At 71.9% G+C, this 24,503-nt stretch carries 21 protein-coding genes; 9 read left to right on the forward strand and 12 right to left on the reverse strand.

Features of this window, described 5'->3' with window-relative positions:
- Nucleotides 1-36 precede the first annotated feature (36 nt).
- Nucleotides 37-543 (reverse strand): MauE/DoxX family redox-associated membrane protein, encoded by a 507-nt coding sequence (locus AB0F52_RS26875; protein ID WP_360176742.1) that lies wholly within the window; start codon nt 541-543, stop codon nt 37-39.
- 87 nt (nt 544-630) lie between these two features.
- On the opposite strand from AB0F52_RS26875, the gene AB0F52_RS26880 reads away from it, so the two are divergent.
- The 4 genes from AB0F52_RS26880 to AB0F52_RS26895 all read left to right on the forward strand — a co-directional run bounded on the left by AB0F52_RS26880 (nt 631) and on the right by AB0F52_RS26895 (nt 5,627).
- On the forward strand, nt 631-1,461 hold the full coding sequence (locus AB0F52_RS26880) for a glutamate ABC transporter substrate-binding protein (protein WP_360176564.1): 831 nt from the start codon (nt 631-633) through the stop codon (nt 1,459-1,461).
- On the forward strand, nt 1,458-3,860 hold the full coding sequence (hrpB, locus tag AB0F52_RS26885; RefSeq protein WP_360176567.1) for an ATP-dependent helicase HrpB: 2,403 nt from the start codon (nt 1,458-1,460) through the stop codon (nt 3,858-3,860). Before AB0F52_RS26880 ends, hrpB begins: the two co-directional genes overlap by 4 nt.
- Before the next feature lie 70 nt (nt 3,861-3,930).
- Nucleotides 3,931-4,845 (forward strand): ATP-binding cassette domain-containing protein, encoded by a 915-nt coding sequence (locus AB0F52_RS26890; protein WP_360176570.1) that lies wholly within the window; start codon nt 3,931-3,933, stop codon nt 4,843-4,845.
- On the forward strand, nt 4,842-5,627 hold the full coding sequence (locus AB0F52_RS26895) for an ABC transporter permease (RefSeq protein WP_360176573.1): 786 nt from the start codon (nt 4,842-4,844) through the stop codon (nt 5,625-5,627). Before AB0F52_RS26890 ends, AB0F52_RS26895 begins: the two co-directional genes overlap by 4 nt.
- 25 nt (nt 5,628-5,652) lie before the next feature.
- Here AB0F52_RS26895 and AB0F52_RS26900 read toward each other — a convergent pair whose 3' ends face one another.
- Together AB0F52_RS26900 and AB0F52_RS26905 are read right to left on the reverse strand one after the other, a co-directional pair.
- Nucleotides 5,653-8,604: a tetratricopeptide repeat protein gene (locus AB0F52_RS26900; RefSeq protein WP_360176576.1), complete on the reverse strand. Its 2,952-nt coding sequence runs from the start codon at nt 8,602-8,604 to the stop codon at nt 5,653-5,655.
- 196 nt (nt 8,605-8,800) lie between these two features.
- Complete coding sequence (locus tag AB0F52_RS26905) at nt 8,801-9,454, reverse strand: TetR/AcrR family transcriptional regulator (RefSeq protein WP_360176579.1); 654 nt, start codon at nt 9,452-9,454, stop codon at nt 8,801-8,803.
- On the opposite strand from AB0F52_RS26905, the gene AB0F52_RS26910 reads away from it, so the two are divergent.
- Nucleotides 9,395-10,531: an FAD-dependent monooxygenase gene (locus AB0F52_RS26910; protein WP_360176582.1), complete on the forward strand. Its 1,137-nt coding sequence runs from the start codon at nt 9,395-9,397 to the stop codon at nt 10,529-10,531. The two genes, AB0F52_RS26905 and AB0F52_RS26910, sit on opposite strands and share 60 nt — an antisense overlap.
- Here AB0F52_RS26910 and AB0F52_RS26915 read toward each other — a convergent pair.
- Both AB0F52_RS26915 and AB0F52_RS26920 read right to left on the reverse strand, forming a co-directional pair.
- Nucleotides 10,476-11,150: a response regulator transcription factor gene (locus tag AB0F52_RS26915; RefSeq protein ID WP_360176585.1), complete on the reverse strand. Its 675-nt coding sequence runs from the start codon at nt 11,148-11,150 to the stop codon at nt 10,476-10,478. The two genes, AB0F52_RS26910 and AB0F52_RS26915, sit on opposite strands and share 56 nt — an antisense overlap.
- A complete protein-coding gene (locus AB0F52_RS26920; RefSeq protein ID WP_360176588.1) occupies nt 11,147-12,721 on the reverse strand; it encodes a histidine kinase in 1,575 nt (524 codons plus the stop codon). Before AB0F52_RS26920 ends, AB0F52_RS26915 begins: the two co-directional genes overlap by 4 nt.
- Nucleotides 12,722-13,060: 339 nt before the next feature.
- Here AB0F52_RS26920 and AB0F52_RS26925 point away from each other — a divergent pair, with 339 nt between their 5' ends.
- Both AB0F52_RS26925 and AB0F52_RS26930 read left to right on the forward strand, forming a co-directional pair.
- Complete coding sequence (locus AB0F52_RS26925) at nt 13,061-13,270, forward strand: hypothetical protein (RefSeq protein WP_103343677.1); 210 nt, start codon at nt 13,061-13,063, stop codon at nt 13,268-13,270.
- Between the two features lie 11 nt (nt 13,271-13,281).
- A complete protein-coding gene (locus AB0F52_RS26930) occupies nt 13,282-14,031 on the forward strand; it encodes a hypothetical protein (RefSeq protein ID WP_360176745.1) in 750 nt (249 codons plus the stop codon).
- Here the strand turns inward: AB0F52_RS26930 and AB0F52_RS26935 are convergent.
- Both AB0F52_RS26935 and AB0F52_RS26940 read right to left on the reverse strand, forming a co-directional pair.
- On the reverse strand, nt 14,013-14,234 hold the full coding sequence (locus AB0F52_RS26935) for a hypothetical protein (protein ID WP_360176591.1): 222 nt from the start codon (nt 14,232-14,234) through the stop codon (nt 14,013-14,015). The genes AB0F52_RS26930 and AB0F52_RS26935 overlap by 19 nt on opposite strands.
- A gap of 8 nt (nt 14,235-14,242) precedes the next feature.
- Nucleotides 14,243-15,370: an inorganic phosphate transporter gene (locus AB0F52_RS26940; RefSeq protein ID WP_360176594.1), complete on the reverse strand. Its 1,128-nt coding sequence runs from the start codon at nt 15,368-15,370 to the stop codon at nt 14,243-14,245.
- A gap of 194 nt (nt 15,371-15,564) precedes the next feature.
- Here AB0F52_RS26940 and AB0F52_RS26945 point away from each other — a divergent pair, with 194 nt between their 5' ends.
- A complete protein-coding gene (locus tag AB0F52_RS26945; RefSeq protein WP_360176597.1) occupies nt 15,565-16,983 on the forward strand; it encodes an acyltransferase in 1,419 nt (472 codons plus the stop codon).
- Between the two features lie 81 nt (nt 16,984-17,064).
- Nucleotides 17,065-17,928, forward strand: a complete 864-nt coding sequence (locus tag AB0F52_RS26950; protein ID WP_360176600.1) for a lipase — start codon at nt 17,065-17,067, stop codon at nt 17,926-17,928.
- Here AB0F52_RS26950 and AB0F52_RS26955 read toward each other — a convergent pair.
- The 5 genes from AB0F52_RS26955 to hutU form a co-directional block, all read right to left on the reverse strand.
- Entirely contained in the window at nt 17,912-19,069 is a 1,158-nt protein-coding gene (locus tag AB0F52_RS26955; RefSeq protein ID WP_360176603.1) for an NAD(P)/FAD-dependent oxidoreductase, read from the reverse strand. The two genes, AB0F52_RS26950 and AB0F52_RS26955, sit on opposite strands and share 17 nt — an antisense overlap.
- A gap of 107 nt (nt 19,070-19,176) precedes the next feature.
- Nucleotides 19,177-20,322: an imidazolonepropionase gene (hutI, locus tag AB0F52_RS26960; protein ID WP_360176606.1), complete on the reverse strand. Its 1,146-nt coding sequence runs from the start codon at nt 20,320-20,322 to the stop codon at nt 19,177-19,179.
- Nucleotides 20,310-21,542, reverse strand: coding sequence for a formimidoylglutamate deiminase (locus AB0F52_RS26965; RefSeq protein ID WP_360176609.1), 1,233 nt, complete (start codon nt 21,540-21,542; stop codon nt 20,310-20,312). Before AB0F52_RS26965 ends, hutI begins: the two co-directional genes overlap by 13 nt.
- A gap of 113 nt (nt 21,543-21,655) precedes the next feature.
- Nucleotides 21,656-22,852 (reverse strand): allantoate amidohydrolase, encoded by a 1,197-nt coding sequence (locus AB0F52_RS26970; RefSeq protein ID WP_360176612.1) that lies wholly within the window; start codon nt 22,850-22,852, stop codon nt 21,656-21,658.
- Nucleotides 22,849-24,501 (reverse strand): urocanate hydratase, encoded by a 1,653-nt coding sequence (gene hutU / locus AB0F52_RS26975; RefSeq protein WP_360176615.1) that lies wholly within the window; start codon nt 24,499-24,501, stop codon nt 22,849-22,851. Before hutU ends, AB0F52_RS26970 begins: the two co-directional genes overlap by 4 nt.
- Nucleotides 24,502-24,503 lie beyond the last annotated feature (2 nt).

The raw sequence follows: 24,503 nt of genomic DNA on the forward strand, positions 1-24,503 counted from the left end.
CTTGCGTGCGGTCCGCTCAGCTCCACCCACTGTGTATCAGTTCCCTTCCGCGATACCCGAGTAGTCGTGCCCGGGTTCGCCCGAGTTCCCGCGACCTCGCGCCAGCCAGCCGTCGAGCGACAGCCAGGTGCGCGGCCGCGCCAGCAGCCAGACGGCGAGCAGCGCGAAGCCCGTGTCGCGGAGGATCTCCTGCGGGTACTCGGTCTGCCCCGCCGCCACCTGGCCGCCGCCGCCGAAGCACCCGCAGTCGATGCTCAGGCCGCGCGCCCACGATTGGGCGATCCCGGCGATGAGCACGACGAGCAGCCCCAGCGCGGCCGCGGCGGCCCACCGGGTCGCCAGGCCCGCGAGCAGCAGCAGCCCGAGCACGAGTTCCACGAGCGGCAGCGCGATGGCCACCACGTCTTCGAGTGCGACCGGCAGCACCTCGTACGCCTGCACGGCGATCAGCGTCTGACCGGGATCCGCCAGCTTGAGCGCACCGGAAACGAGCCAGACGGCCGCCAGCCCGAGCCGGGCGAGCGTGCCGACGGTGTTCAGCACGGGTTGGGACGGTCGCACCACGCACTTAGGCTAACGGGAGGACCTGAGAACTTCGTGAGGCAGGACAGTGCTGGAGGGAGCGGCCGGATGCGGTGGCGCACGCTCCTCGGCTCGTTGTTGCTGCTGGTCACCGCGTCGGCGTGCGGCCCGGCGAAGGTTTCGCCGACGGACTCGCTCGTCACCCGGGCGAGTGCGACGGATCACCTGACCATCGGCATCCGGTTCGACGCGCCGGGACTTTCCGAGCACACCATCGACGGCCGGTTCGTCGGGTTCGACGTCGATGTCGCGACTTTCGTCGCGAGTGAGCTCGGTGTGTCCGCGAAGGACATCACGTGGCGTGAGACGACGTCGGCGACGCGGGAGACGGACCTCACTTCCGGCGCCGTCGACCTGGTCGTGGCGAGCTACTCGATCACCGACAAGCGCAAGCAGGTCGTCTCGTTCGCCGGCCCGTACTTCACCACCGGCCAGGACCTGCTGGTACGGCGGACGTCGGCCGACATCGCCGGGCCGGAGGCGCTCAACGGCCGCCGGCTGTGCTCGGTCACCGGGTCGACGCCGGCGCAGCAGGTGAAGGACAAGTACGCCCAGGCCGTGCAGCTGGTCGAGTACCCGCGGTACTCCGACTGCGTGACCGCGCTGCTCGCCGGGCAGATCGACGCGGTGACCACCGACGCGGTGATCCTGGCCGGCTACGTCGCGCGCGACCCGGAGCTGCTCAAGATCGTCGGGAAGCCGTTCTCGAAGGAGAGCTACGGCGTCGGCCTGCGCAAGGACGACACCCACGGGGTGGCCGCGGTCGACGACGCGATCCGGAAGATGATCTCCTCCGGCGAATGGCTGCGCTCGCTCAACGCGAACATCGGCCCGTCCGGTTACCAGCTGCCCCCGCCCCCCGAGGTCACGGCGAAGTGAAGCTCCCCGACCTGCCGGTCCGGTCCGTGCTGCCGGACGTCGTCGCCGCGCTCGGCGAACACGGCGCCGCGGTGCTCGTGGCGCCACCCGGCACGGGGAAGACGACGCTGGTCCCGCTCGCCCTGGCGGAGGCGGCCGAGGGCCGGGTCGTGGTCGCCGAGCCGCGGCGGCTGGCGGCGCGCGCGGCGGCGGCGCGGATGGCTGCGCTGCTGGGTGAGCCGGTCGGCGAGACGGTCGGCTACGCCGTGCGCGGCGACCGGAAGGTGTCGGCGCGGACCCGCATCGAGGTCGTGACGTCGGGGCTGCTGGTGCGGCGCGTGCAGGGCGATCCGGAGCTGCCCGGCGTCTCGACGGTGCTGCTCGACGAGTGCCACGAGCGGCACCTGGACGCCGACCTGCTGCTCGCGCTGCTCCTGGACGTCCGCGCCGGGCTGCGCGAGGACCTGCGGCTGCTGGCGACGTCGGCCACGGTCGCGTCCGGGCGGCTCGCGGCCCTGCTCGGCGACGCCCCGGTGGTGACGGCCACGGCACGGACGTACCCGGTGGAGTTCTCTTACGTCCCGCCCGCTCGCGGTGAGCGCGCCGAGGCCTGTGTCGCCCGGGCGGTAAGAACGGCGTTGTCCGACGGGGACGGCGATGTGCTCGCCTTCCTTCCCGGGGCTGGGGAAATCGCCCGGACGGCCGGCCTGCTGCGGTTGTCCGAATTGGACGCTGTGGACGTTCTTCCGCTGCACGGCCGGTTGTCGTCGGCGCACCAGGACGACGCGCTGCGGCCGCGTGATCGGCGGCGGGTGGTGCTGGCGACGGCGGTGGCGGAATCGAGCCTGACGGTCCCGGGCGTGCGCTCGGTGGTGGACTCGGGACTGGCGCGCGTGCCGCGCGTCGACCACCGGCGCGGGCTGCCGGGGCTGGCGACGGTCCGGGTGTCGGCGGCGGTGGCCGCGCAGCGGTCCGGCCGCGCGGGCCGCGAGGGGCCCGGGCGGGCGTACCGCTGCTGGGCCGAGCACGAGCAGGCGACGCTGCCGCCGTACCCCGAGCCGGAGATCCGCACGGCCGAGCTGGCCCGGCTGGCGCTGGAGCTGGCGTGCTGGTCGACACCCGACGGCAGCGGGCTGGCCTGGTGGGACCCGCCGGGCGAAGGCGCGCTGGCGGCGGGCCGGGCGCTGCTGGTGACGCTGGGCGCGACGGCCGCGGACGGGACGGTGACCCAGCGCGGACGGCGGATGGCCGAGCTCGGCCTGCACCCGCGGCTGGCCCGCGCGCTCCTGGACGGATCTTCCGAAGTGGGCGCCCGCAACGCGGCGGAGGTGGTGGCGCTGCTGGACGCGGGCGCGACGCTGACGGACGTGACCGCGGAGCTGCGCCGCCTCCGCTCGGCGAGCGACGAAGGTGCGCGGCGCTGGAAGCGGGAAGCGCGGCGGCTGGAGGGCCTGGTCCCGGGACGGCGGGCCGAGCGTCCGGCCCCGGCCGATCCCGCGCTGGTCGTCGCCCTCGCCCATCCCGAGCGGCTCGCCAAGCGGCGGCCCGGCGGCGCGCCCGTCTACCTCATGGCCGGTGGCACCGCCGCCGAGCTCCCGCCCGGCAGCGGCCTCGACGCCGAGTGGCTGGCGATCGCCGAAGCCACCCGCGATCCCGGCCGCGTCCACGGCACCATCCGCCTCGCCGCGCCCGCCGACGAAACCCTCGCCGTCCGCGCCGGCGCGGTGTCCGAAGTGGACGAAGTCACCTGGGACGGTGACGTCGTCGCCCGGCGGGTCCGCAAGCTCGGCGCCATCGTCCTCTCCGAGAAGCCGCTGAGGAACGCCGACGTCCGCGCCGCCCTGATCGCCGGTCTGAAGTCCGAGGGCCTCGGCCTCCTGAAGTGGAGCCAGGACGCGCTCCGCCTGCGTGACCGGATGGCCTTCCTGCACCGCGTCCTCGGCCCGCCGTGGCCCCCGGTCGACGACGCCGCCCTGCTGTCCGATGTGGACAGCTGGCTCGACCTCGGCACCGCCCGCCGGAAGGCGGACCTGGCGAACATCAACGCGGGCACCGCCCTGAAGGCCCTCCTCCCCTGGCCGGATGCGGCGAAACTCGACGACCTCGCCCCGGACCGCCTCGAAGTGCCGTCGGGGTCGCACATCCGCGTCGACTACCGCGGTGACCGGCCCGTGCTCGCCGTGAAGCTCCAGGAGACCTTCGGCTGGACCGAAACCCCGGTGCTCGCCGGCGTCCCGGTGGTGCTGCATCTGCTTTCCCCCGCCGGCCGGCCCGCCGCGATCACCGCCGACCTCGCGTCCTTCTGGACGTCCGGCTACCCGGCCGTGCGCGCCGACCTGCGTGGCCGCTACCCGAAGCACCCCTGGCCGGAGGACCCCGCCACCGCCGTCCCGACCCGGCACACCCGCCGCCGCTCCTGACGAAAGTCGGGGGCGGCCCGCGACCGTCGTCCGATGCCCGCGCACCCCCGCGGACCGCAGACTTCGACGCATGATCACACTCAGAGGACTCACGAAGCGCTACGGGGAGAAGACCGTCGTCGACGCGCTCACTTGCGACGTCGCCGCGGGCCAGGTGACCGGGTTTCTCGGCCCCAACGGCGCCGGGAAGTCGACGACCATGCGGATGACCGTCGGGCTCGACCACCCGCAGGCGGGCGAAGCCCTGGTCGGCGGGCGGCGCTACGCCGAGCTGCGCCACCCGCTGCGCGAGGTCGGCGCGCTGCTCGACGCCAAAGCCCTGCACCCCGGCCGCAGCGCCGCGAAGCACCTGCTGGCCATGGCCCGCAGCAACGGCATCGCGGCGAGCCGCGTCGAGGAAGTCCTGGCGACGGTCGGGTTGTCCGACGTCGCCGGCAAACGGGCCGGGCAGTTCTCGCTCGGCATGGGACAGCGGCTCGGCATCGCGGGCGCGCTGCTCGGCGACCCGGCGGTGCTGCTGTTCGACGAGCCGGTCAACGGCCTCGACCCGGACGGCGTCCGCTGGGTGCGGCAGCTGATGCGCTCGCTGGCGGCCGAGGGGCGGACGGTGTTCGTCTCGAGTCACCTGATGAGCGAGATGCAGCTGACCGCCGACCACCTGGTGGTGATCGGCAAGGGCAAGCTGCTGGCCGACGCGCCGGTGGCGGAGTTCATCGCGGGCCATTCCCGCACGACGGTCTCGGTCCGCGTCCCGGCCGACGGCGACCGCGCCGAGCTGGACGCGCGGTTGCGTGCCGAGGGCGGGCTGACGCACCCGGGCGAGCCGGGCGAGCTGCTGGTGGACGGCATCGACGTCACCCGCGTCGGCGACCTCGTGCACGAGCTGGGGATCCGCGTGCACGGCCTCGCCGAGCAGACGGCGTCGCTCGAACAGGCGTACATGGAACTGACGGCTTCTTCGGTGGAATACGGGGTGTCGGCATGACCGCATCGGCCGAAGTACGCGGCGGCGGGCTCCCGGGGGCGGTGGCCGCGGAGTGGACGAAGTTCTGGTCGGTCCGGGCAACGTGGTGGTGCTTGGTGACGGGCACGGTCCTGATGTTGTGCTACGGCACGCTGTCGGCCATCGCCCAGCGCATCGGCGACGAACCCCAGGCCGCCCACACGATCACCCTCGGCGGCGGGTTTTACTTGACCCAGTTCGCGGTGATCGCCCTGGCAACGCTGTTCGTGACGAGCGAGTACACGGGCGGCGGCATCCGCTCGACGCTGCTGTGGACACCGGTCCGCTCCCGGGTGGTCCTGGCGAAGGCGGCGGTGCTGGCGCCCGTGCTGTTCGCGTACGGAGTGCTGCTGGCGTGCGCGGGAATGGCCCTGGCCACAGCGGTGATGGCCGGCCACGGCCTGCCGACATCGTTCGAAGCGGGCTTCACGACGGCATCGGGCATGGGCGGCTACTTCGCGCTGCTGGGTCTGTTGTGCACGGGCATCGGCTGGGCGTTGCGCAGCGCGGCCGGGACGCTGGTGTCGGTGATCGTGCTGCTGGTCCCGCTGCCGCTGATCGTGGCATCACTGGGCCTGCCGGAGGCGGTGCCGTACTTCCCGGGCATCGCGGGGGTGAACGCAATGGTCGAGGCGGGGCAGCCGAACCCGATCACGATGACGGCCGCACCGTACGCGCCTTGGGTCGGATTGGCGATCTGCGCGGCTTGGGCCGCGACGGCGCTGCTGGCGGGCGGGGCGGTGTTGCGCCGTCGGGACGCCTGACCGGTCGGGACGAGTTGGCCGCAGGCTAGGTATCGGCCAACTCGTCCAGGGTCGCTTCGACGGCGGTCAACTCGGGAACGGCCAACTCCTGGTACAGCGCCAATGCCCGGCGGAGGTAGTCGACTCCCCCAGCCTTGTCAGCGGCTTTCAACGCGCTTCGCCCGAGTCCTTCGAGTGCCCGACCCACCTGTAGCCGGACGCCGACGGCGCGTGCCAAGTCCAGCGCTCGGCTGTAGAGCTCTGCGGGGTCACCGGCTTCGGGCCATTCCAAGGCAAGACCGCCGAGGTTGTTCAGGTTCTCCGCCTGCCAGCCGCGGTCGTCGCCGAACAGGTCCGCTGCCCGAGTCAGGTATGTGAACGCCAGCCGGTGGTTGCCGGAAGCGTGGTGCAGCCGCCCGAGATTGGTCAGGGTGACCGCCACACGAGCCCGGTAATCCAGTTGGCTGTAGACGATCTGAGCACGGCTGTAGTAGCTGTCGGCCGTTCCGTAGTTGCCGCAATCGAAGTGCGTCCGGCCGAGATTGTTCAAAGCCTTTGCCTCGGCGAATCGATCGCCAAGTTTTCTCGACAGCGACAGCGCGTGCGTGAATGCGTCGACAGCGCACGCGTAGGCGCCGGACATGCACTGCGCACCCCCGACGGTGATCAGGGAGCTCATTTCACCGGGCTCGTTGCCTAGCAGACGATAGAGATCAAGGCCCCGCCCAGCATTCTTTTTGGCCACTTCAAGATCGCACGACCGATACTGAACACGGGCGAGCTGGGCGAACGTGGCGGCGACGCCGAGTGTGTTGTCGAGCTCTTCATACAGCTGGTGGGCACGACGCACGTACGCAGTAGCATCGGGGAAGTTAGAGAGGTCCAGCTGGACGCGCCCTGCTTCATAGAGCACGTCGGCTTCACCGAGCTGATTGCCGAGTTCGACGTACAGGTCTCGAGCGCACGCCAAGATGGCTGCAGCCTCGTGGTAGTTGCCCAGAAGGCGCTGCACTCTCCCCAGGTCCGCACGGGTCACCGCCTCGGCGGCGAGGTCACCTGCCGTTTGCGCCGCCGTGAGCACGGCCAGATGGATGCGGTGGGCGTCGTGCCAGTGCCCGTGCTGCTCGAGGAACGGGTGCAACGCGGCAGCCAACTCGGCTGCCCGCCGAACCCGGTTGTCGGCGGCGGAGCCGATGCAGGCACCGATGGTGGCCCGCTCCGCGGTCAGCCAGGCGATCGCCTCGCCTTCAGTGTCGAATCTGCGGCACGGAACCGGTAGCTGCGGCCCGAGTTCCAGGCGCGGTATAGGGCTGACCGCGAAGTGGTTAGCCGCGCGGACAGTATCGAGGTAGTAATCGAGAAGGCGCTCGAAGGCGCCATCGTCGACGTCCGGGTCGGTGAGCGACCGGCCGTAGCTCTGTGTCAGATCGTGCAGGCGGTAGCGACCGGGTGATGGTTCGTCGAGCAGGTGGTTGAGGTACAACACCTCGAGTTGTTCCCGGGTGGCGTCGACTTCGTTCCCGTCCAGGGCCGCGGCCGCCGCGGCGTCGATGTGGCTGCCGGGGTGCAGGCTCAGACGCCGGAACAGTCGCTGCTGGTCAGGCTTCAAGTCGCGGTACGAGAGTTCGAATGCAGCAGCCACGCTCCGGTTGTCGGCGCGTAGCGTCTTCAGGCGGTTCCGGGAGCAGCTGAGGTCGTCGGCCAGCTGTCGGAGCGTCCAACCCGGATGGCTGCGCAGCCGGCCGGCGGTGAGGGAAATAGCGAGCGGCAGATTTCCGCACAACGCCATCAGCTCGGCCACTGCGCCTGGTTCGTGCTGCTCCGGGAAGGTGTAGCGATCGAACATCGCGGCGGCTTCCGCGGCCGGAAGCGTTTGCAGTGAGACGCGGCCGGCGTCGGCGATCGATTCGAGCCGGTGCCGGCTGGTGATCAGCACCAGGCTGCCGGCTCCACCAGGCAGGAGTGGCCGGGTCTGGTCTTCGCCGACAGCGTCGTCGAGCAGAAGCAGGACTTTCTTCCCGGCCAGCTTCTCGCGCCACAGCAGTGCGCGATCATCGAGGTCGGCCGGGATGGCCAATGTCGGGACACCTCGGAGAAGCAGGAGTGAGGCAAGCGCGTCGGCGGGGGCGACCGGGGCTTGCGACGGACTGTGGCCGTGGAGTTCCAGGAAGATCTGCCCGTCCGGGAAGTGGGCCGCCAGCTGATAGGCAGCGTGCACCGCGAAGCTCGTCTTCCCCGTTCCCGGCATGCCATCGATGACGTGGATCGCCACGCCGAGCGCGTTCTTCTCCGCCGCGGTGGAGACTGTCGCGGCGAGGACGGCGAGTTCCTTTGCACGCCCGGTGAAGACCGGGAGATCTCGCGGCAGCGTGCACTGTGCGGTCACCGAGCCGTAGGTATCGACCGCAGCCGGCCGCCGCGGAGGAATGGGAGCGGCCGCCCCGGGGTGGGGCAAACAGGGCTGGTCGGGCAGGCTGATCCAGCCGGTTGTAACCGTCTCCTTGACAGCCACTCGCACCGGCCGGAACGTCAGCGCATCCACGACAGTGCTGCTGCGGACGACCTCATCGAAGAACCAGGCTGACGTGATCAGCGCGAGGACACCGGGCGATTCGGCCAGTGCGGCCTTGAGCTGTGGCGCTTCGAGGAGACGAAATGTCCGGTTGATCGCCGGGCCGGTCGCACCCTGGTCGTCGTAGGCGACTTCTCCCGCGTGCAAAGCCATCCGCAGCCGGATCTGTTCTTCCGGCTGATGTGTTTCGTTGTGCCGTCGCAACTCCCGGGCGAGAACCGTGGAGAGGACCTCCACGAAGACACCTTTCGGGACCTGCGCCGGCACCAGGACGAACGTGCCGTCACCGGTGTTCTCGTGACGGCAGTCGAACCACGGCACGCCCGCCTCGTCGAAGGCTCGACGCAGCGCGTGGTCAATCCCCCTGCGAACCGCCAATCTATGCGGCGTCGTCCGCCGGAAATCCCCATAGCTCTCGATGTCCACCGCCAGGATCGTGCGATGAACAACATGTCGTGAATGTTCCATATCCCCCCACCGGGTCGACCTCAGCATAGGAAGCGCCTGTTGGTAGCGCTACCACGCCCGCGATGAACGGTGCAGTCAGTCGGACGAATGGTCGCGAGAGTAGCGCCGCGCAGAATCGACAACGAGAAGGGCGCGAATAAGTAGTGATCGACTTTCAGCCCACGCCGATTCCCGCCAAGATCTCCCGAGCGCTCTCGACCAGCTCGTCCAAGTCAGGCGGCGCAAGCGATCCCGTCCCCGCCAGCGCGCCGAAGATCGTCCCCTCCATCCAGTCCACCACCACCCTCGCGTGCCGCGAAGGGTCCGCCGAACCGGCCGCCTCCAGCGCCGCCGCTGCTTGGCGGCGGATCTGCAAACCTCCCTCGTCGTACGCCGCTCGTAGCTCCGGCCGCCGAGTCGCTTCCAACGCGAACTCGTAGCGCGCCAGCATCCGCGTCCGGCCCGAAGTGATCGCCTCGAACGCGTAGCCCGCGATGAACTCCGGCAAAGACCCCGACGACCCAGTCGGAGCCTGGTCCAAGACCACGATCCGCGCGATCGTCAGCTCCAGCAGCGCCGCCCGCGTGCGCGCGTAGTACGACGTCGAACCCACCGGCAGGCCCGCCGCGCGGTCCACCGCCCGGTGGGTCAAGCCTCGCATGCCTTCCGCCGCGATCACTTCGATCGCTGCGTCCGCGATCACATCCAACCGATCCACGACAAAGCACTCTACAGGTGTAGAGTCCTCTACACCTGTAGAGGAGGCGACATGCACGCAGTAGTGGTCGGCGGGGGCATCGGCGGTCTGGCGGCAGCCGCGGGGCTGCACCGGGTCGGCTGGAACGTCACCGTCCTGGAGAAAGCGCCCGAGTTCGGCGACGTCGGCGCCGGGATCTCGCTCTGGCCGAACGCCCTGCGCAGCCTCGACGAACTCGGCGTCGACCTCGGCGGGCGGCTGGCCCCGCAGCGAGAAGGCGGGTTCCGCGACCGCCGCGGCCGGCGGATCTCCCGCTTCGACGCCACCGAGTTCGCGCGGCGGCACGGGCGGCCGCTCGGCGCGATTCACCGGCGGGACCTCATCGCCGCCCTCCGGGACGCGGTTCCCGCCGAAAGCCTGTGCACCGGCGAAGAAGTCACCGAAGTCCGCGAAGACGGCCTGGTCCGCGTAGGCGGCAAAGAACTGCGCGCCGACCTCGTCGTCGCGGCCGACGGCATCCACAGCCGGGTCCGCCACGCGCTCTTCCCGGACCACCCGGAACCCGTTTACACCGGCAGCACGGCGTTCCGCGGCGTCACGCACCGCCCCGGGACCGGGCTGAGCACGAGCTTCGACCGCGGCACCGAAGTCGGCGTCCTCCCGCTGACCGGCGGCGACGTCTACTGGTGGATCTCGACCCTCGCCGCGCCGGACACCGGCCGAGCCGACCTCGAACAGGCCTTCGGGAACTGGCACGACCCGATCCCGGCCCTCCTGGCCGCCACCCCGCCCGAAGCCGTGCTGCACCACGACCTCTACTACCTCGGCACCCCGCTCCCCACCTACACCCGGGGCCGGATCGCGCTGCTCGGCGACGCCGCCCACGCGATGCCGCCGTTCCTCGGCCAGGGCGGCTGCCAGGCCATCGAGGACGCCGTCGTGCTCGCCCACACGGTGTCCACAAAGGACACGGTCGACGCGGCCCTCGAGCACTACGACCGGCAACGACGGCCGCGCAGTCAGCACGTCGTGCGCGAGTCCGTCCGGATGGGGAAACTCGGCCCGCAGCTGACCAACCCCGTCGCGGTGGGACTGCGCACGGCCTTGCTGAAGTGCCTGCCGGCCAAAGCGACGGCCCGCGTCGGCACGGGGATCACGGGGTGGACGCCGCCGCGTCTCCCCCGACCAGTCCCGCCTCGTACGCCGTGATCGCCGCCTGGACCCGGTTCTTCGCGCCGAGCCGGGTCAGGATGGTGCTCACGTGCGCCTTCACCGTGCCCTCGACGACGAACATCTTCGCCGCGATGTCCGCATTGGACAGTCCGGAACCCAGCAGTGTCAGCACTTCCCGCTCGCGCGGGGTCAGCGCGGCGATCCGTTCGCGGGCCGCGGCGGCGCGCGCCAGCTGCCCGCCGGAGAGCCGGGCGATCACCCGCTGCGCCACCTTCGGCGAGAGGAACGCGGCCCCGCCGGCGACGGCATGGATGCCGGCGAGGAGCTCGCGCGGGTCGCCCGACTTGAGCAGGAACCCGCCCGCGCCGAGGGAGAGGGCGCGCTCGATGTAGTCGTCCTCGCCGAACGTGGTCAGCATGATCACGCCGGTCGCGGGCAGCAGCCGCCGGATCTCGGCGGCCGCGCCGAGGCCGTCCAGCCCTGGCATCCGGATGTCCAGGAGCACGACGTCGGGGTGCGTGGCGAGGACCTGGGAGACCGCCGAACGGCCGTCGGCGGCTTCGGCGACGACCTCGATACCCGGGTCCGCGGCGAGGATCGCCGCCACCCCCGCCCGCATCATCGCTTCGTCGTCGGCCAGCACGACCCTGATCACGTTGCCCCCTCGGCGAACCTGTCCTTGGCGACCAGTCTCCCATCGGCGAAACACAGCCGGTAGGCGGCGTAGTCGTTGTCGAGCCAGGACCGCCCGGTGCCGTAGTACTCGCACGCGATCCCGGGCACCGCCGGCCGCGGCGGCTCGCCTCGCACCGGCCGGGCGACGCGCTGGTTCTCCGGCAGCTGCGGCACCACCTCGGCCCGCGGCTGCCCGATCCGCAGCCGCTCGTAGACCGGCGTGGGCAGCTCCGAGGAGTTCCACTGGTACAGGAACGCGATCCCGGCGACCGCGAGGACCATCGCGAACAGCGCGAGCGGGACGGCGACGGCCTGGATCAGGCTGCGCCGCACGTCACGCCGGGCCAGTTCGAGAGCGCGGGCCGACGTCGACTGCCCGGACTCGTCGTCAGCCGAGGCGGCCTCCTGCCGCTCGACCGGCGCGGCCCCGTGCGGCAGCGTCGCGGTGACGGCGAACCCGCCGGCGTCGGGCCCGGCCCGCAGCGTGCCGCCGACGAGCCGGACGCGCTCGCGCAGGCCGATCAGCCCGACGTGCCCGGACGCGGCCCCGGGCAGCGGCCCGGCGGGCGGCGGCGCGTTGACCACGCTGACGTCGGTCCGCGCGCCGGTGCCGGTCACTCGGACCGTCACGGCGGCGCCCGGCGCGTGCTTCGCCACGTTCGTCAGCGCTTCCTGCACGACCCGGTAGGCGGCGCGGGCCACCATCGGCGGCACTTCCGCGGCGTCCACTGTGGACTCGATGAGCAGCCCGGACGCCCGCGCCCGGGCGATCAGCTCACCGAGGTCGCCCTGCACCGGCTCGACCGGCGCGGCGTCCTCGCGCAGCACGCCGATGATCTCGCGCAGCCGCTCGGTCGCCGTCGCGGCGCTGATCCGCAGCTGCGCGGCGGCGTCGCGCTGGGCGTCGCCGAGCCCGCCCGCGACCTCCAGCGCGGCGGCGCGGACGGCGATCAGGCTCAGCTCGTGCCCCAGCGAGTCGTGCATGTCGCTGGCGATCCGCGCCCGCTCCCGCAGCCGGGCCTGCTCGGCGACGAGCTGCTGCCTGCTCTCCATCTCCTCGGCCCGCCGCCAGCCGGTGCGGGCGAGCTCGCCGCGGACCCGGACGTACCGGCCGAGCAGCCACGGCGACAGCCCGGCGAAGACGATGATCGCGACCATTTCCGCCCAGTCGCCGAGGCCGTCCGGACCGAAGACGAGCGCGACGGGGAGCCCCAGCACCGTGACGGCCGCCCCGGTCAGGATGCCCGGGCGGGCGCGCGGCATCCGCAGCCCGGCCTGGTAGCCGATCGCGACCAGCACGAAGATCACCCACGCGGGCATGCGGCTGCCGTAGGGGAACGGCACGGCCAGCGCCCCGGCCAGCGCGATGCCGAGCGAGACGGCCGGGTACCGCCGGGCCGTCGCGACCGAGCCGGCGACGACCACGAGGCCGCCGGCCAGCTCCCAGTAGAACGGGGTGTCCAGCGTGCCGACGACCACGGTGAACGCGAGGAACAGCCCGATGGCGACGTCGAGCACCGCTCGCCACCTACGCTTCGTCACCGCCCGCACGGGTTCGAAACTACAAGGCGTGACAGCGGCCGACCACTGCCGAAAGTCAACCCTTCAGCTTGGCCACGCCCCGTCGTGGCCCAGTCTTCGCATCCCCGAGAGCGGTGCTCTCTAAGCTGAACATCGCTCGGGGATGACAGGAGAGCAGTGCTCTCGTTCCGGAGCGGCACGCAGGGCTGGTTGTGAGCAGTGCTCTCGAAAATGAGCACCGCCGGCCGTTGCCCGAGAGCAGCGCTCACAATACGGAGCACTGGGCAGCGAGGTCACCGACACGGACGGCGGACGTCTCGATGCGCATATCCGCACGGCGCGGGCCGCGGTGTTGCATGATGATCCACCATGGCCGAGCGCACACTCGCCGACCAGTTGGGCGGCTACCTCCCCGAAGGCATCGAGGCCCTCGAAGAGCACGAACGGCAGGACCTCGCCGACGCGCTGCGCGACGCGCGCAGACGTCAGGCGAAAGCGCTCGCCGAGGCGGGCGAAGAAGGCCTCCGGTACGTTCCCTCGCTGCTGCGCGGCGCGGTCCGGAAGGTGGTCGGCCTGTGACGGAGCACGCGGTGCCATCAGCGAACTACGGGGCCGAGGCCGAAATCCTCAAGCTGGCCCGCGTCCTCGACGTCGAGCCGGCGCGCCTGGCGTACCTCGCCCGCGTCGACGCCGACGACCTGCAGGCCTTCCGCGAGCAGGTCACCGACACGCTGTTCGACGCCAACGCCGCCGCGCTGCAGCGGATGGCCCTGGCCGCGCGGGTCGTGCCCGTCGGGGTGCTCGCCAAGATCGCCGAGAAGGTGTTCGGCCCGCTGCTGTGCGCCCGGATCGCCGGGCTGGTCGACGTCGCGCGCGGGGTCGACGTCGCCAAGCGGCTCAGCACCCGGTTCCTCGCCGACGTGGCCGCGGAGCTCGACCCGCGGCGCGCGAGCGCGATCATCAGCCGGATCCCCTTGGACACCGTCCTCGCCGTCGCCGGCGAACTGGCGCGCAAGGAGGACTGGATCACCCTCGGCCGGTTCGTCGGGCACCTGCCGGACCCCACCGTGCGGCGGGCCCTGGAGCAGATCGACGACCCGGCGCTGCTGCGGATCGCGTTCGTGCTCGACGACAAGCGCCGCATCGACCACGTCGTCGGCCTGCTCCCGGCGCACCGGCTCGGCCGGCTGGTCACGGCGGCGAGCGCCGACGAAGACCTCTGGACGCCGGTCCTGGACCTGCTGACCCACCTGACCGAAGCCCGCCGGGCCACCCTGGTGCCGATGCTCGGCGGTCTGCCCGGCGGGTTCCGGGACCGCGTTCAGGCGACGATCAAGTAGATCCCGTAGCCGACGATCGCCAGGCAGGCGGCGAAGCAGACGACCGCGCCGGCCAGTGGCCCGCTGCCCGAGCCACCCTCCGCACGGGCCGATTCGCGCTGCGAGAGCCCGACCACGCCGAAGGAGAAGAGGCTCGTCAGCACGACGACCGAAGCCAGCGCGACGACGAAGACGAGACCGAGGGAACCCCAGTTGATGTGCACGGCGCTCCTCAGGCGTTGGCCGGCTGCGCGACGCCGGGCTCGGGCTCGTGGATGGAGTTGGCGTTGACGGGGTTCCGCTTCGACGCGAGGTAGATGCCCAGGGCGACGACGACCCCGGCCAGGCCGACCAGCACGGTGCCCCAGGTTCCGAGCGTCGAGACCTCGGCGGCGACCGCGCCGACGATCGCGGCGGCGGGCAGTGTCAGCGCCCAGGCCAGGACCATCCGGCCCGCGACGCCCCAGCGGACCTCGGCGAGCTTGCGGCCGAGCCCGGAGCCGATGATGCCGCCCGAGCAGACGTGCGTGGTGGACAGCGCGAACCCGAGGTGCGCCGACGTCAGGATGACCGCCGCGGCGCTGGTTTCCGCCGCGAACCCCTGCGGTGTCTGGATTTCGGTGAGCTTCTTGCCCATCGTCTGGATGATCCGCCAGCCGCCGAGGTAGGTGCCGAGCGCGATCGCGGTGCCGGCGGTCAGGATCACCCAGAGCGGCGGCCCCGAGTTCGGCGCGAGCGAGCCGGACGCGATCAGCGTGAGCGTGATGACGCCCATGGTCTTCTGCGCGTCGTTCGTGCCGTGCGCGAGCGACACCAGCGAGGCGGAGGCGATCTGGCCGGCCTTGAAGGTGCGGCCCACCGTGTCCTGCTTCGCCCGGGCGGTGATCCGGTAGACGAGGAAGGTGCCCAGCGTCGCGACGAGCCCGGCGACGATCGGCGAAGCGAGCGCCGGGATCAGCACCTTCTCGACGACCTTCCCGAAGTGGACGGCGTCGGAGCCCGAAGCGATCCAGGTCGCGCCGATCAGGCCGCCGAACAGCGCGTGCGACGAACTCGACGGCAGCCCGATCAGCCAGGTCACCAGGTTCCACACGATGGCGCCGACGAGCCCGGCGAAGATGATCACCGGCGTCACCTTCGTGTCGTCGACGATCCCGCCGGAGATCGTCTTGGCGACCTCGACCGAGAGGAACGCGCCGACGAGGTTCAGCACGGCCGAAACGGCGACGGCGACTCTCGGTTTGAGCGCCCCGGTGGCGATGGAGGTGGCCATCGCGTTGGCGGTGTCGTGGAAGCCGTTGGTGAAGTCGAAGGCCAGCGCGGCGACGATCACCACCAGCACGATCAGCGAGAAGTCCATGGGCGGCCCACTTTCGTTGCTGTTCGTTAGCAACGCTACTGATCGACGGGGACCACTCCGATCCCTGTCGAGTGACGGCTTACTGAACTCTGCGTGAACCGGGGTGGGGTAAACCCCACCTGAATCGGGTGGTTCAGCCCAGTGTGGCCGCCCGCCTCCCCTGGAACGATCAAAACCGGGCGAAAGGGGCCACGATGAACAAGCTGGGGTGGGCGGTCGTCGCGACGGTGGCGTCGGCGGTGTTGTTCTTCTTCGGCACGGGCTTGGACCCGCTCCCCGAACTGGCCTGGGTGGCCCCGCTGCCGATCTTGCTGCTCGCGCCGCGCGTCCCCGGCGCGGCGGCGATGGCCTGCGCGTTCGCCGCCTACCTCGCGGGGAGCACCGGCAGCTGGAGTTACTACTGGCATTCGCTTTCGATCCCCCGCCCCGCGGCGATCGGGATCCTCGGCGGCAGCGCGCTGCTGTTCGCCCTGTCCGCCGGGCTGTTCCGGGTGCTGGTCCGGCGCGGGCACGGCCTCCTGGCGGCGCTCGCCGCACCCGCGTTGTGGACCGTCGCACTGTACGTCGTTTCACTGCTCAACCCGACCGGCGTGATGGACACCCTGATGACGACCCAGGCCGACCGGCCGGCCGTGCTGCGGCTCGCCACGGTGACCGGCGGCTGGGGCGTGGAGTTCCTGGTGCTGTTCGTCCCGGCCGCCGTGGCCGCCGCGCTCGCGCCGGGCGTCCGCGGCCGGGCCCGGCTCGCCGGCCTGGTCGTCACCGCCGCGGCGCTGGCCGGGCTCGCCTTCTGGACCACGCCGCCGCTCACCGGGCCGACGACGCGGATCGCCCTGCTCGCCCAGGGACAGAGCCGCTGGGCGATCGACGTCGCCACGTTCGAGGGCCGCACCCGCGTGCAGTCCTATGTGGACGAGATCGGCCGGCTGCCGGACGGCGTCCAGGCGGTCGTGCTCCCCGAAGCCACCTTCGCGGTGGACCAGGTCAGCCGTGCGCGGCTCGTCGAGGCCTTCACGCAGGTTGCCCGTGCGAAGAACCTCGACGTCGTCACCGGCGTCATCGACACGACTCCGGACGGCCGGTTCAACGCCGCGCTGGCGATTCCGCCGTCCGGCCCGCCGGTGGAGTACCGCAAGTGGCACAACGGGAGTTCGCCGAACCTCACCTCCGGCACCCAGCTCGCGCACCTCGCCGGGATCGGGCTGATGGTGTGCATGGACGTCAACTTCGCCGACCCCAGCAGCGAATACGGCCAAGCCGGCACGGGCCTGGTCCTCATCCCGGCCTCCGACGAAGACGTCGACGGCTGGACCCACAGCCGCACCGCGCTGATCCGCGGCGTCGAGAACGGCTTCTCGGTGGCGTGGAGCGCCGCGCGCGGCACGCCGATGCTGGCCGACGCCCAGGGACACGTGCTGGCCGACGCCCACACCGGTGACCGCCCGTTCTCGGTGGTCGTCGCCGACGTCCCGCTGGGGCCGGGGAAGACTCCCTACGCCCGCTTCGGCGACTGGTTCGCCTGGCTCTGCGGGCTGGTCGCGCTGGCCGGGATCGGCACCGCGACCCGCAGGCCGTCGTTGTCACCCGTCACAACGCACGCCGGACAACTCTGAGCGTTTTCCCAGGTCGCCTCCAGCGGTCTGTGACCGATCATGATCCAGGTCACGTACTGACAGGTAACTGGAGGCAATGGAATGCGGGTCACCAACGGCGGTGTCAAGCGAATCCTGGCCGTGCTCGCCGCGGCGCTCACCTTCGGCGCGGTCGCGCCGTCGGTCGCGGAAGCGGCCCCGAGCAGCGGCTGGAACGACTGGGGCTGCCGTCCCTCGGCCGCGCACCCGGAGCCCGTCGTGCTCGTGCACGGTCTCGGCGCGAACGACACCGTCAACTGGTTCTTCCACGCGCCGAAGATCGCCGCCGAGGGCTACTGCGTCTTCTCGCTGACGTACGGCACCGGCATCCTCGGCCCCGGCGTCGGCGGGCTCGCGTCCATGCGCGATAGCGCCGCGCAGCTCGGCCGGTTCGTCGACCGGGTCCGGTCCACGACCGGAGCGGCGAAGGTCGACATCGTCGGGCACTCCGAAGGCAGCACGATGCCCGCGTACTACCTCAAGTACGGCGGGGCCGCCAAGGTCGCCCACTTCGTCGGCTTCGGCGCCAACTACCGCGGGACGACGCTCGGCGGCCTCGACGCGCTCGCCAAGGCCCTGCTCACGTCCGTGCCCGGCCTCGGCGCGGTCCTGCGCACGGCGTGCGGCGCGTGCACCGAGTACCTCGCGCCGTCGGCCTTCCTGGACGACCTCGCCCGCGGTGGCGTCCACGTCCCCGGCCCCACGTACACGAGCATCGTGAGCAAGTACGACGAGGTCGTCACGCCCTACACCAGCGGAATCCTCGGTGAACCCGGCACCACGGACGTCGTCCTGCAGGACTTCTGCGCGGGAGACGCGTCCGGGCACCTGAGCCAGGCGGTCGACCCCAACGTCACCGGCCTGATCCTGCACGCGCTCGACGCGAGCTACGCGCCGGCGTGCACGCCGTTCACCCTGCCGTTGTGAGCGGGTTCTGCCCGAGGTACCGGCGCCCGTTTTCGGCGGACTCCCGCACCGCGGCGAACCCGTAGTCCACCATCGCGGTCTCGTAGGCCGCCACCGCCTCGAGCGGCGGAGCCCCGGCCAGCGCGGACGCCAACGCCGCACCGTCGCGCAACGCGGTGTTGGCCCCCGCGCCGCCGGCCGGGCTCATCGCGTGGATCGCGTCGCCGACGAGCGTCACGCGCGACGGTTCCCACCGCCCGATCGGGATGCTCGTCCGGATGGGCTGCGGGAACGTCGCCGGAACGTCCCAGTGCTCGACCATCGCGCGGGCCAAGGGGTGCCAGCCGTCGACCAGGCGGAGCGCCACCTTCTGCAGGTCCTCCGGCGCCATCGCGGCGAGCTCGGCTTCGGCGTGGCCGGCGATCTCCCAGCGCGCGCCCACCGAGCAGGTCATGTACGGCTGGTCGTCGCGCAACCGCAGGTCCGGCACCAGCCGCGCGCACGCGCCGGCCACCGGTTCGGGGTAGTCGACCGGCGCGAACCCGGCCATCGTCCGGTCCGGCCCGAGCATCATGGAGAACACCGCGAACATCTCCGGCTCGAACAGCGCGCGGGTTTCCGGCGTCAGCGGGATCCGGCCGTAGAGGTGCACCAGGCCGGCGTCGACGACCGGGGCGTGCGGGAGGTGCTGCCGCCGCACGCCGGAGTTGATGCCGTCGGCGCCCACGAGCAGGTCACCCCGCGCGGTCGTCCCGTCGGCGAAGTGCGCGGTCACGCCGTCCGCACCGGTCTCGTAGTGCGTGCACCGCTTGCCGTAGGTGACTTCCTGGCCGTGCAGCAGGATCTGCCGCAGGGTGAAGCGGTTGATGTTGAGGTGCGTTCCCTCGTCTTCCAGACGCGTGAGCAGCCGCAACCGGTGGTCGTAGACGTTCGTGTGCGGCAACGCGCGGCCGGCGGTGGCGCGGAAGAGTTCGTGCAGCTCCGGCGGCAGCACCTCGCGCAACGCCGCGTCGCCGACGCCGCTGATGTGCAGCCGGTACCCCTGCTTGCGCGAGGCCGCCGACTCGTCGCGTTCGTAGATGCGGCAGGGGATTCCGGCGCGGCGCAGGCCGTGCGCGAGGCTCAAGCCACCCAGGCCGGCACCGATGATGATCACAGACACAGCTGTCCCTTCGTCACGGATGAGGAAGGGACGCACAGGTAAGCCTGCGGATGCCGTCCGGACTAACCCATACCGGACTGTGTCTTCGCGCGTCCTCGCTTTCGACGTTAGCGCACCCGCTCCCCGGCACGCCACACCATGTTCGTCAGCGGCACGCCGGGCCGGTAAGCCAGGTGCGTCACCGAAGGCGCGTCGAGCACGTGGACGTCCGCCCGGGCGCCCGGGCACAGCACGCCCACGTCGTCGCGGCGCAGCGCCTTCGCGCCACCGGCCGTGGCGGCCCAGACCGCCTCCTCGATCGTCATGCGCATCTGCAGCACCGCCGTCGCGACGCAGAACGCCATCGACGTCGTGTACGAGCTGCCCGGGTTCGCGTTGCTGGCCAGCGCCACCGTCGCCCCCGCGTCGAGCAGCCGCCGAGCCGGGGCCAGGGGCTGGCGGGTCGACAAGTCGCACGCGGGCAGCAAAGTCGCGACCGTCTCGGAGGCCGCCAGTGCTTCGACGTCCGCGTCCGCGAGGTAGGTGCAGTGGTCGACGCTCGCCGCGCCCAGCTCGACCGCCAGCCGGACACCGGGGCCTTCGCCGAGCTGGTTGCCGTGCACCCGCAGGCCGAGCCCGCGCCCGGCGGCGGCCTTCAGCACCCGCGCGGACTGGGCCTCGTCGAACGCGCCCGTCTCGCAGAACACGTCCGCCCAGCGCACGCTTTCCGCCACCGCGTCGAGCATCTCGCCGCAGACGAGGTCCACATAGGACTCCGTGTCGGCACCGGGCGGCACGAGGTGCGCGCCGAGGAACGTGACCTCGTCGGCCACTTCACCGGCGATCCGGGCACTCCGGGCTTCGTCGGCCACCGTGAGCCCGTAGCCCGTCTTGGTCTCCAGGCACGTCGTGCCCTGGCGGGCCGCCTCGGCGACGTGGTGACGCAGGTTCGCCGCCAGCTGCTCGTCCGTCGCCGCGCGCGTGGCACCGACCGTGGTCGCGATGCCGCCTGCGGTGTAGGGCTTCCCGGCCATCCGCGCCTCGAACTCGGCGGTACGGTCGCCGGCGAAGACGAGGTGCGTGTGACTGTCGACCCAGCCGGGCAGCACCGCGCGGCCGCCGACGTCGACGCGTTCGTCGGCGTCCGGGGCCTGCGCGGCGGACCCCGCCCAGGCGACCTTCCCGCCCTCGACGACCAGGGCGGCATCGGTCAGCCGGCCCAGCGCCGGATCGTTGGTGGTGAGCTCGCCGATGCCCGTGATCAGGACCGCCACAGTGCCTCGATCTCCTTCGCCAGTAGGGTTTCCGGTCGGTCGACGAGCAGGTGCGCGCCGTCCCGCACGACCTCGCGGCCGGCGACGACGACGTGCCGGACATCGGCGCCCGACGCCGCGAACACGACACCCGACGGCTCGATCCCGGCCGTCCGCACCGAATCCAGGGCCACGGTGACGAGGTCCGCGCCCGCTCCCTCGGCGAGCGCGCCGACCTCGTCCCACCCGATCGCCGCGTGGTCCGTGCCCGCTTCGAGGAGCTCTTCGGCGCTGAACCGGCCGCGTTCTTCACTGGCCAAGCGGTCGTCCAGCTCCAGCGCCCGGGTCTCTTCGAACGCGTCGACCACGGCATTGCTGTCGCTGCCGATGCTCAGCCGCACCCCGGCGTCGCGCAGGGCGCGGGCCGGGCCGATGCCGTCACCGAGGTCGCGTTCGGTGGTCGGGCAGAAGCACGCCCGCGCTCCGCTCAGCCGGTCGATGTCCGACGCCGTCAAGTGCGTGGCGTGTACAGCGACCAGGCGCTCGGTCAGCACCCCGCGGTCGGCGAGCAGCTCGGTGGGCGTGCGGCCGTAGGCGGCCTGGCACTGCTCGTTCTCGGCCCGCTGCTCCGACAAGTGGACGTGCACGACCCGTGCGCTGTCCACAAGCGACAGCTGGTCGGCGGGAACCGCCCGCACCGAGTGGATCGCCGCGCCGACCCGGAACAGCTCGTCTTCCTTCAGCGTGGCCACCCGCGAAGCCCATGCTGACGCCGAGCCGTCCGAGAACCGCCGCTGGACCTCGTCGGGCTCGACACCGATCCCGCCCGCCAGGTAGCACGTGTCGAGCAGCGTCAACCGGATCCCGGCGTCCGCCGCGGCTTGCCGCAGGGCCGCCCCCATCGCGTTCGGGTCGGCGTACGGCTTCCCGCCGGGCGCGTGGTGCAGGTAGTGGAACTCGCCGACGCTCGTGTACCCGCCGAGCACCATCTCCGCGTAGACCCCGCGGGCCAGCCGGTAGTACGTGTCGGGGTCGAGCCGCGCGGCCAGCGTGTACATACGCTCGCGCCACGTCCAGAACGTGCCGCGCTCGTGGTGCGTCCGCCCCCGCAGGGCCCGGTGGAAGGCGTGCGAGTGCGCGTTCGCGAAGCCCGGCAGCGTCAGTCCGGGAAGCACGGTGCCGGACCGCGGCGAGCCCGGTGTCACGCCCGTGATCCGGCCGCCGTCGACGTCGATCCGCACCCCGGCCGCGATCCCGCCCGGCAGCCAGGCCCGTTCGCACCAGAAAACTGTCGGTGCCGCGCGATAGGCTGGAAACGGGGGGCGCCCCCGCGGGCCGAGGGTCGGGTTGGGGGTCACTGCGCCAGCCGCTCCAGGATCGTGGCCAGCGCCGCGGCACCGGCTTCGACGTCGCCGGCTTCGGCGAACTCCTCCGGCGAGTGGCTGATCCCGGTCGGGTTGCGCACGTAGAGCATCCCGGCCGGGACGAACCCGGCCAGGATGGCCGCGTCGTGCCCGGCGCCGGTCGGCAGCTCCGGCGGCGCGCCGAGCCACTCGCCGAGGTCACGCCGGAGGGCGTCGTCGAACACGACATCGCCGGAGTAGGACTCGCGCGTCACCTCGACCCGGCAGCCTTCCTCCCGCGCCGCGTCCGAGGCCGCCCGGCTGATCTCGGCGACCAGGCCCGGCGTGCCTTGGCCGGGCACCCGCGCGTCCAGCCAGAGGTCCACTGTGGACGCGATGACGTTGGTCCCGCCGGGCGTCGGCACGAGCCGGCCGACGGTCGCCCGCGCGTCCGGCACCTTCGCGGCCAGCCGCCGCACGGCGGTGACCGTCGCCGCGGCGGGCAGCATCGGGTCCGCGCGATCGGCGAGCAGCGTCGCCCCGGCGTGGTTCCCCTGCCCCGTGAAGGAAAATCGCCACCGTCCGTGCGCGATCACCGTGCTGCCCACGGCCACCGGGGAACCGAGGTCGATCAGCCCGCGCCCCTGCTCGACGTGCAGCTCGAAGAACTGCCCGATCCGGTCCAGCCGCTCGGTGTCCCGGCCCATCCGTGCCGGGTCGACGCCCGCCTTCCCGGCCGCCTCGGCGAACGTGACGCCGTCGGCGTCCCGCAGGCCACGCGCCTTGTCGGCGTCGATCGTGCCGGTGAGCAGCCGCGAACCCAGGCAGGGAACGCCGAACCGGCCGCCCTCCTCCTCGGCGAACACCACGACGGCCAGCGGCCGGCGCGGCCGGATCCCCTTGTCCTGCAATGCTTCGACAGCGGCCAGCGCGCTCACCACACCCAGCGGGCCGTCGAACGCGCCGCCGCCCGGCACCGAGTCGAGGTGGCTGCCGGTGACGACGGCGTTGCGTCCCGGCGGCCCCCACCAGGCCCAGATGTTGCCGTTGCGGTCGGTCTCGACGTCCAGCCCGAGCCCCAGTGCGCGCTCGACGAACCACTCGCGCAGGTCGTGCTCGGGCGAGTCGAACGCGTGGCGGGAGTAGCCGCCGCGCTTCGGGTCGCGCCCGACGTCGGCGATCTCGCCCAGCAACCCCGAGGCGCTCACTCGGCCTCCCGCATCGGCACCCGCACACCGCGCTCGTCGGCGACGTCGGCCGCGCGATCGTAGCCCGCGTCGACGTGCCGGATGACGCCCATGCCCGGGTCGTTGGTGAGCACCCGCTCCAGCTTCTGCGCGGCCAAGAGCGTTCCGTCGGCGACGCTGACCTGGCCCGCGTGGATGGACCGGCCCATGCCGACGCCGCCGCCGTGGTGGATCGACACCCAGCTGGCCCCCGAGGACGTGTTGACCAGGGCGTTGAGCAGCGGCCAGTCGGCGATCGCGTCGGAGCCGTCGGCCATGCCCTCGGTCTCGCGGTACGGCGAGGCGACGCTGCCGGAGTCGAGGTGGTCGCGGCCGATGACGACCGGCGCCTTCAGCTCGCCGCTGGCGACCATCTCGTTGAACCGCAGCCCCGCCAGGTGGCGTTCGCCGTAGCCGAGCCAGCAGATGCGGGCGGGCAGGCCCTGGAACGCGACGCGCTCGCCGGCCAGCTTGATCCAGCGGGCGAGGGATTCGTTCTCCGGGAAAAGTTCCAGCATCGCGCGGTCGGTGGCCGCGATGTCCTCGGGGTCGCCCGAGAGCGCCGCCCAGCGGAACGGGCCGTTGCCTTCGCAGAACAGCGGCCGGATGTAGGCGGGCACGAAGCCGGGGAAGTCGAACGCGCGCTCGCAGCCGCCGAGCTTGGCCTCGCCGCGCAGGGAGTTGCCGTAGTCGAAGACCTCGGCCCCCTGGTCCAGGAAGCCGAGCATGGCATCGACGTGGTCGGCCATCGACTCGCGCGAGCGGTCGGTGAACTCGTCGGGCTTCTTGGCCGCGTAGTCGTGCCAGTCGTCGACGCCGACGCCCTTGGGCAAGTAGGAAAGCGGGTCGTGCGCCGACGTCTGGTCGGTGACGATGTCGACCTCGACGCCGCGGCGCAGCAGCTCCGGCAGCACCTCGGCGGCGTTGCCGACGACGCCGACCGACAGCGGGCGCTTCTCCTGCTTCGCTTTGGTGACGCGGGCGATGGCGTCGTCGAGGTCTTCGGCCACCTCGTCGAGGTAGCGGGTCTCGACGCGGCGGTGCGCGCGCTGCGGGTCGCATTCGATGACCAGCGCGACACCGTCGTTCATGGTCACGGCGAGCGGCTGCGCGCCGCCCATGCCGCCGAGGCCCGCGGTCACGGTGAGGGTGCCTTTCAGCGTCCCACCGAACTTCTTCTTGGCGACCGCGGCGAACGTCTCATAGGTGCCCTGGAGGATGCCCTGGGTGCCGATGTAGATCCACGAACCCGCGGTCATCTGGCCGTACATGGTCAGGCCCTGCTGCTCGAGGCGGCGGAACTCCGGCCAGGTCGCCCAGTCGCCGACCAGGTTCGAGTTGGCGATGAGCACGCGCGGCGCCCACTCGTGCGTGCGGAACACGCCGACCGGCTTGCCGGACTGGACGAGCAGCGTCTCGTCGACGTCCAAAGTGGTCAGTTCGCGGGTGATGGCGTCGAAGCTGGCCCAGTTGCGGGCGGCCTTGCCGGTGCCGCCGTAGACGACCAGGTCCTCCGGCCGCTCGGCGACGTCGGGGTCGAGGTTGTTGTGGAACATCCGCAGCGCGGCTTCGGTCTGCCACGACTTCGCGGTGAGCTGGGTGCCGCGGGCGGCACGGACGACGCGGGACATTC

This window comes from Amycolatopsis sp. NPDC024027, assembly GCF_040638975.1.
GTDB lineage: Bacteria > Actinomycetota > Actinomycetes > Mycobacteriales > Pseudonocardiaceae > Amycolatopsis.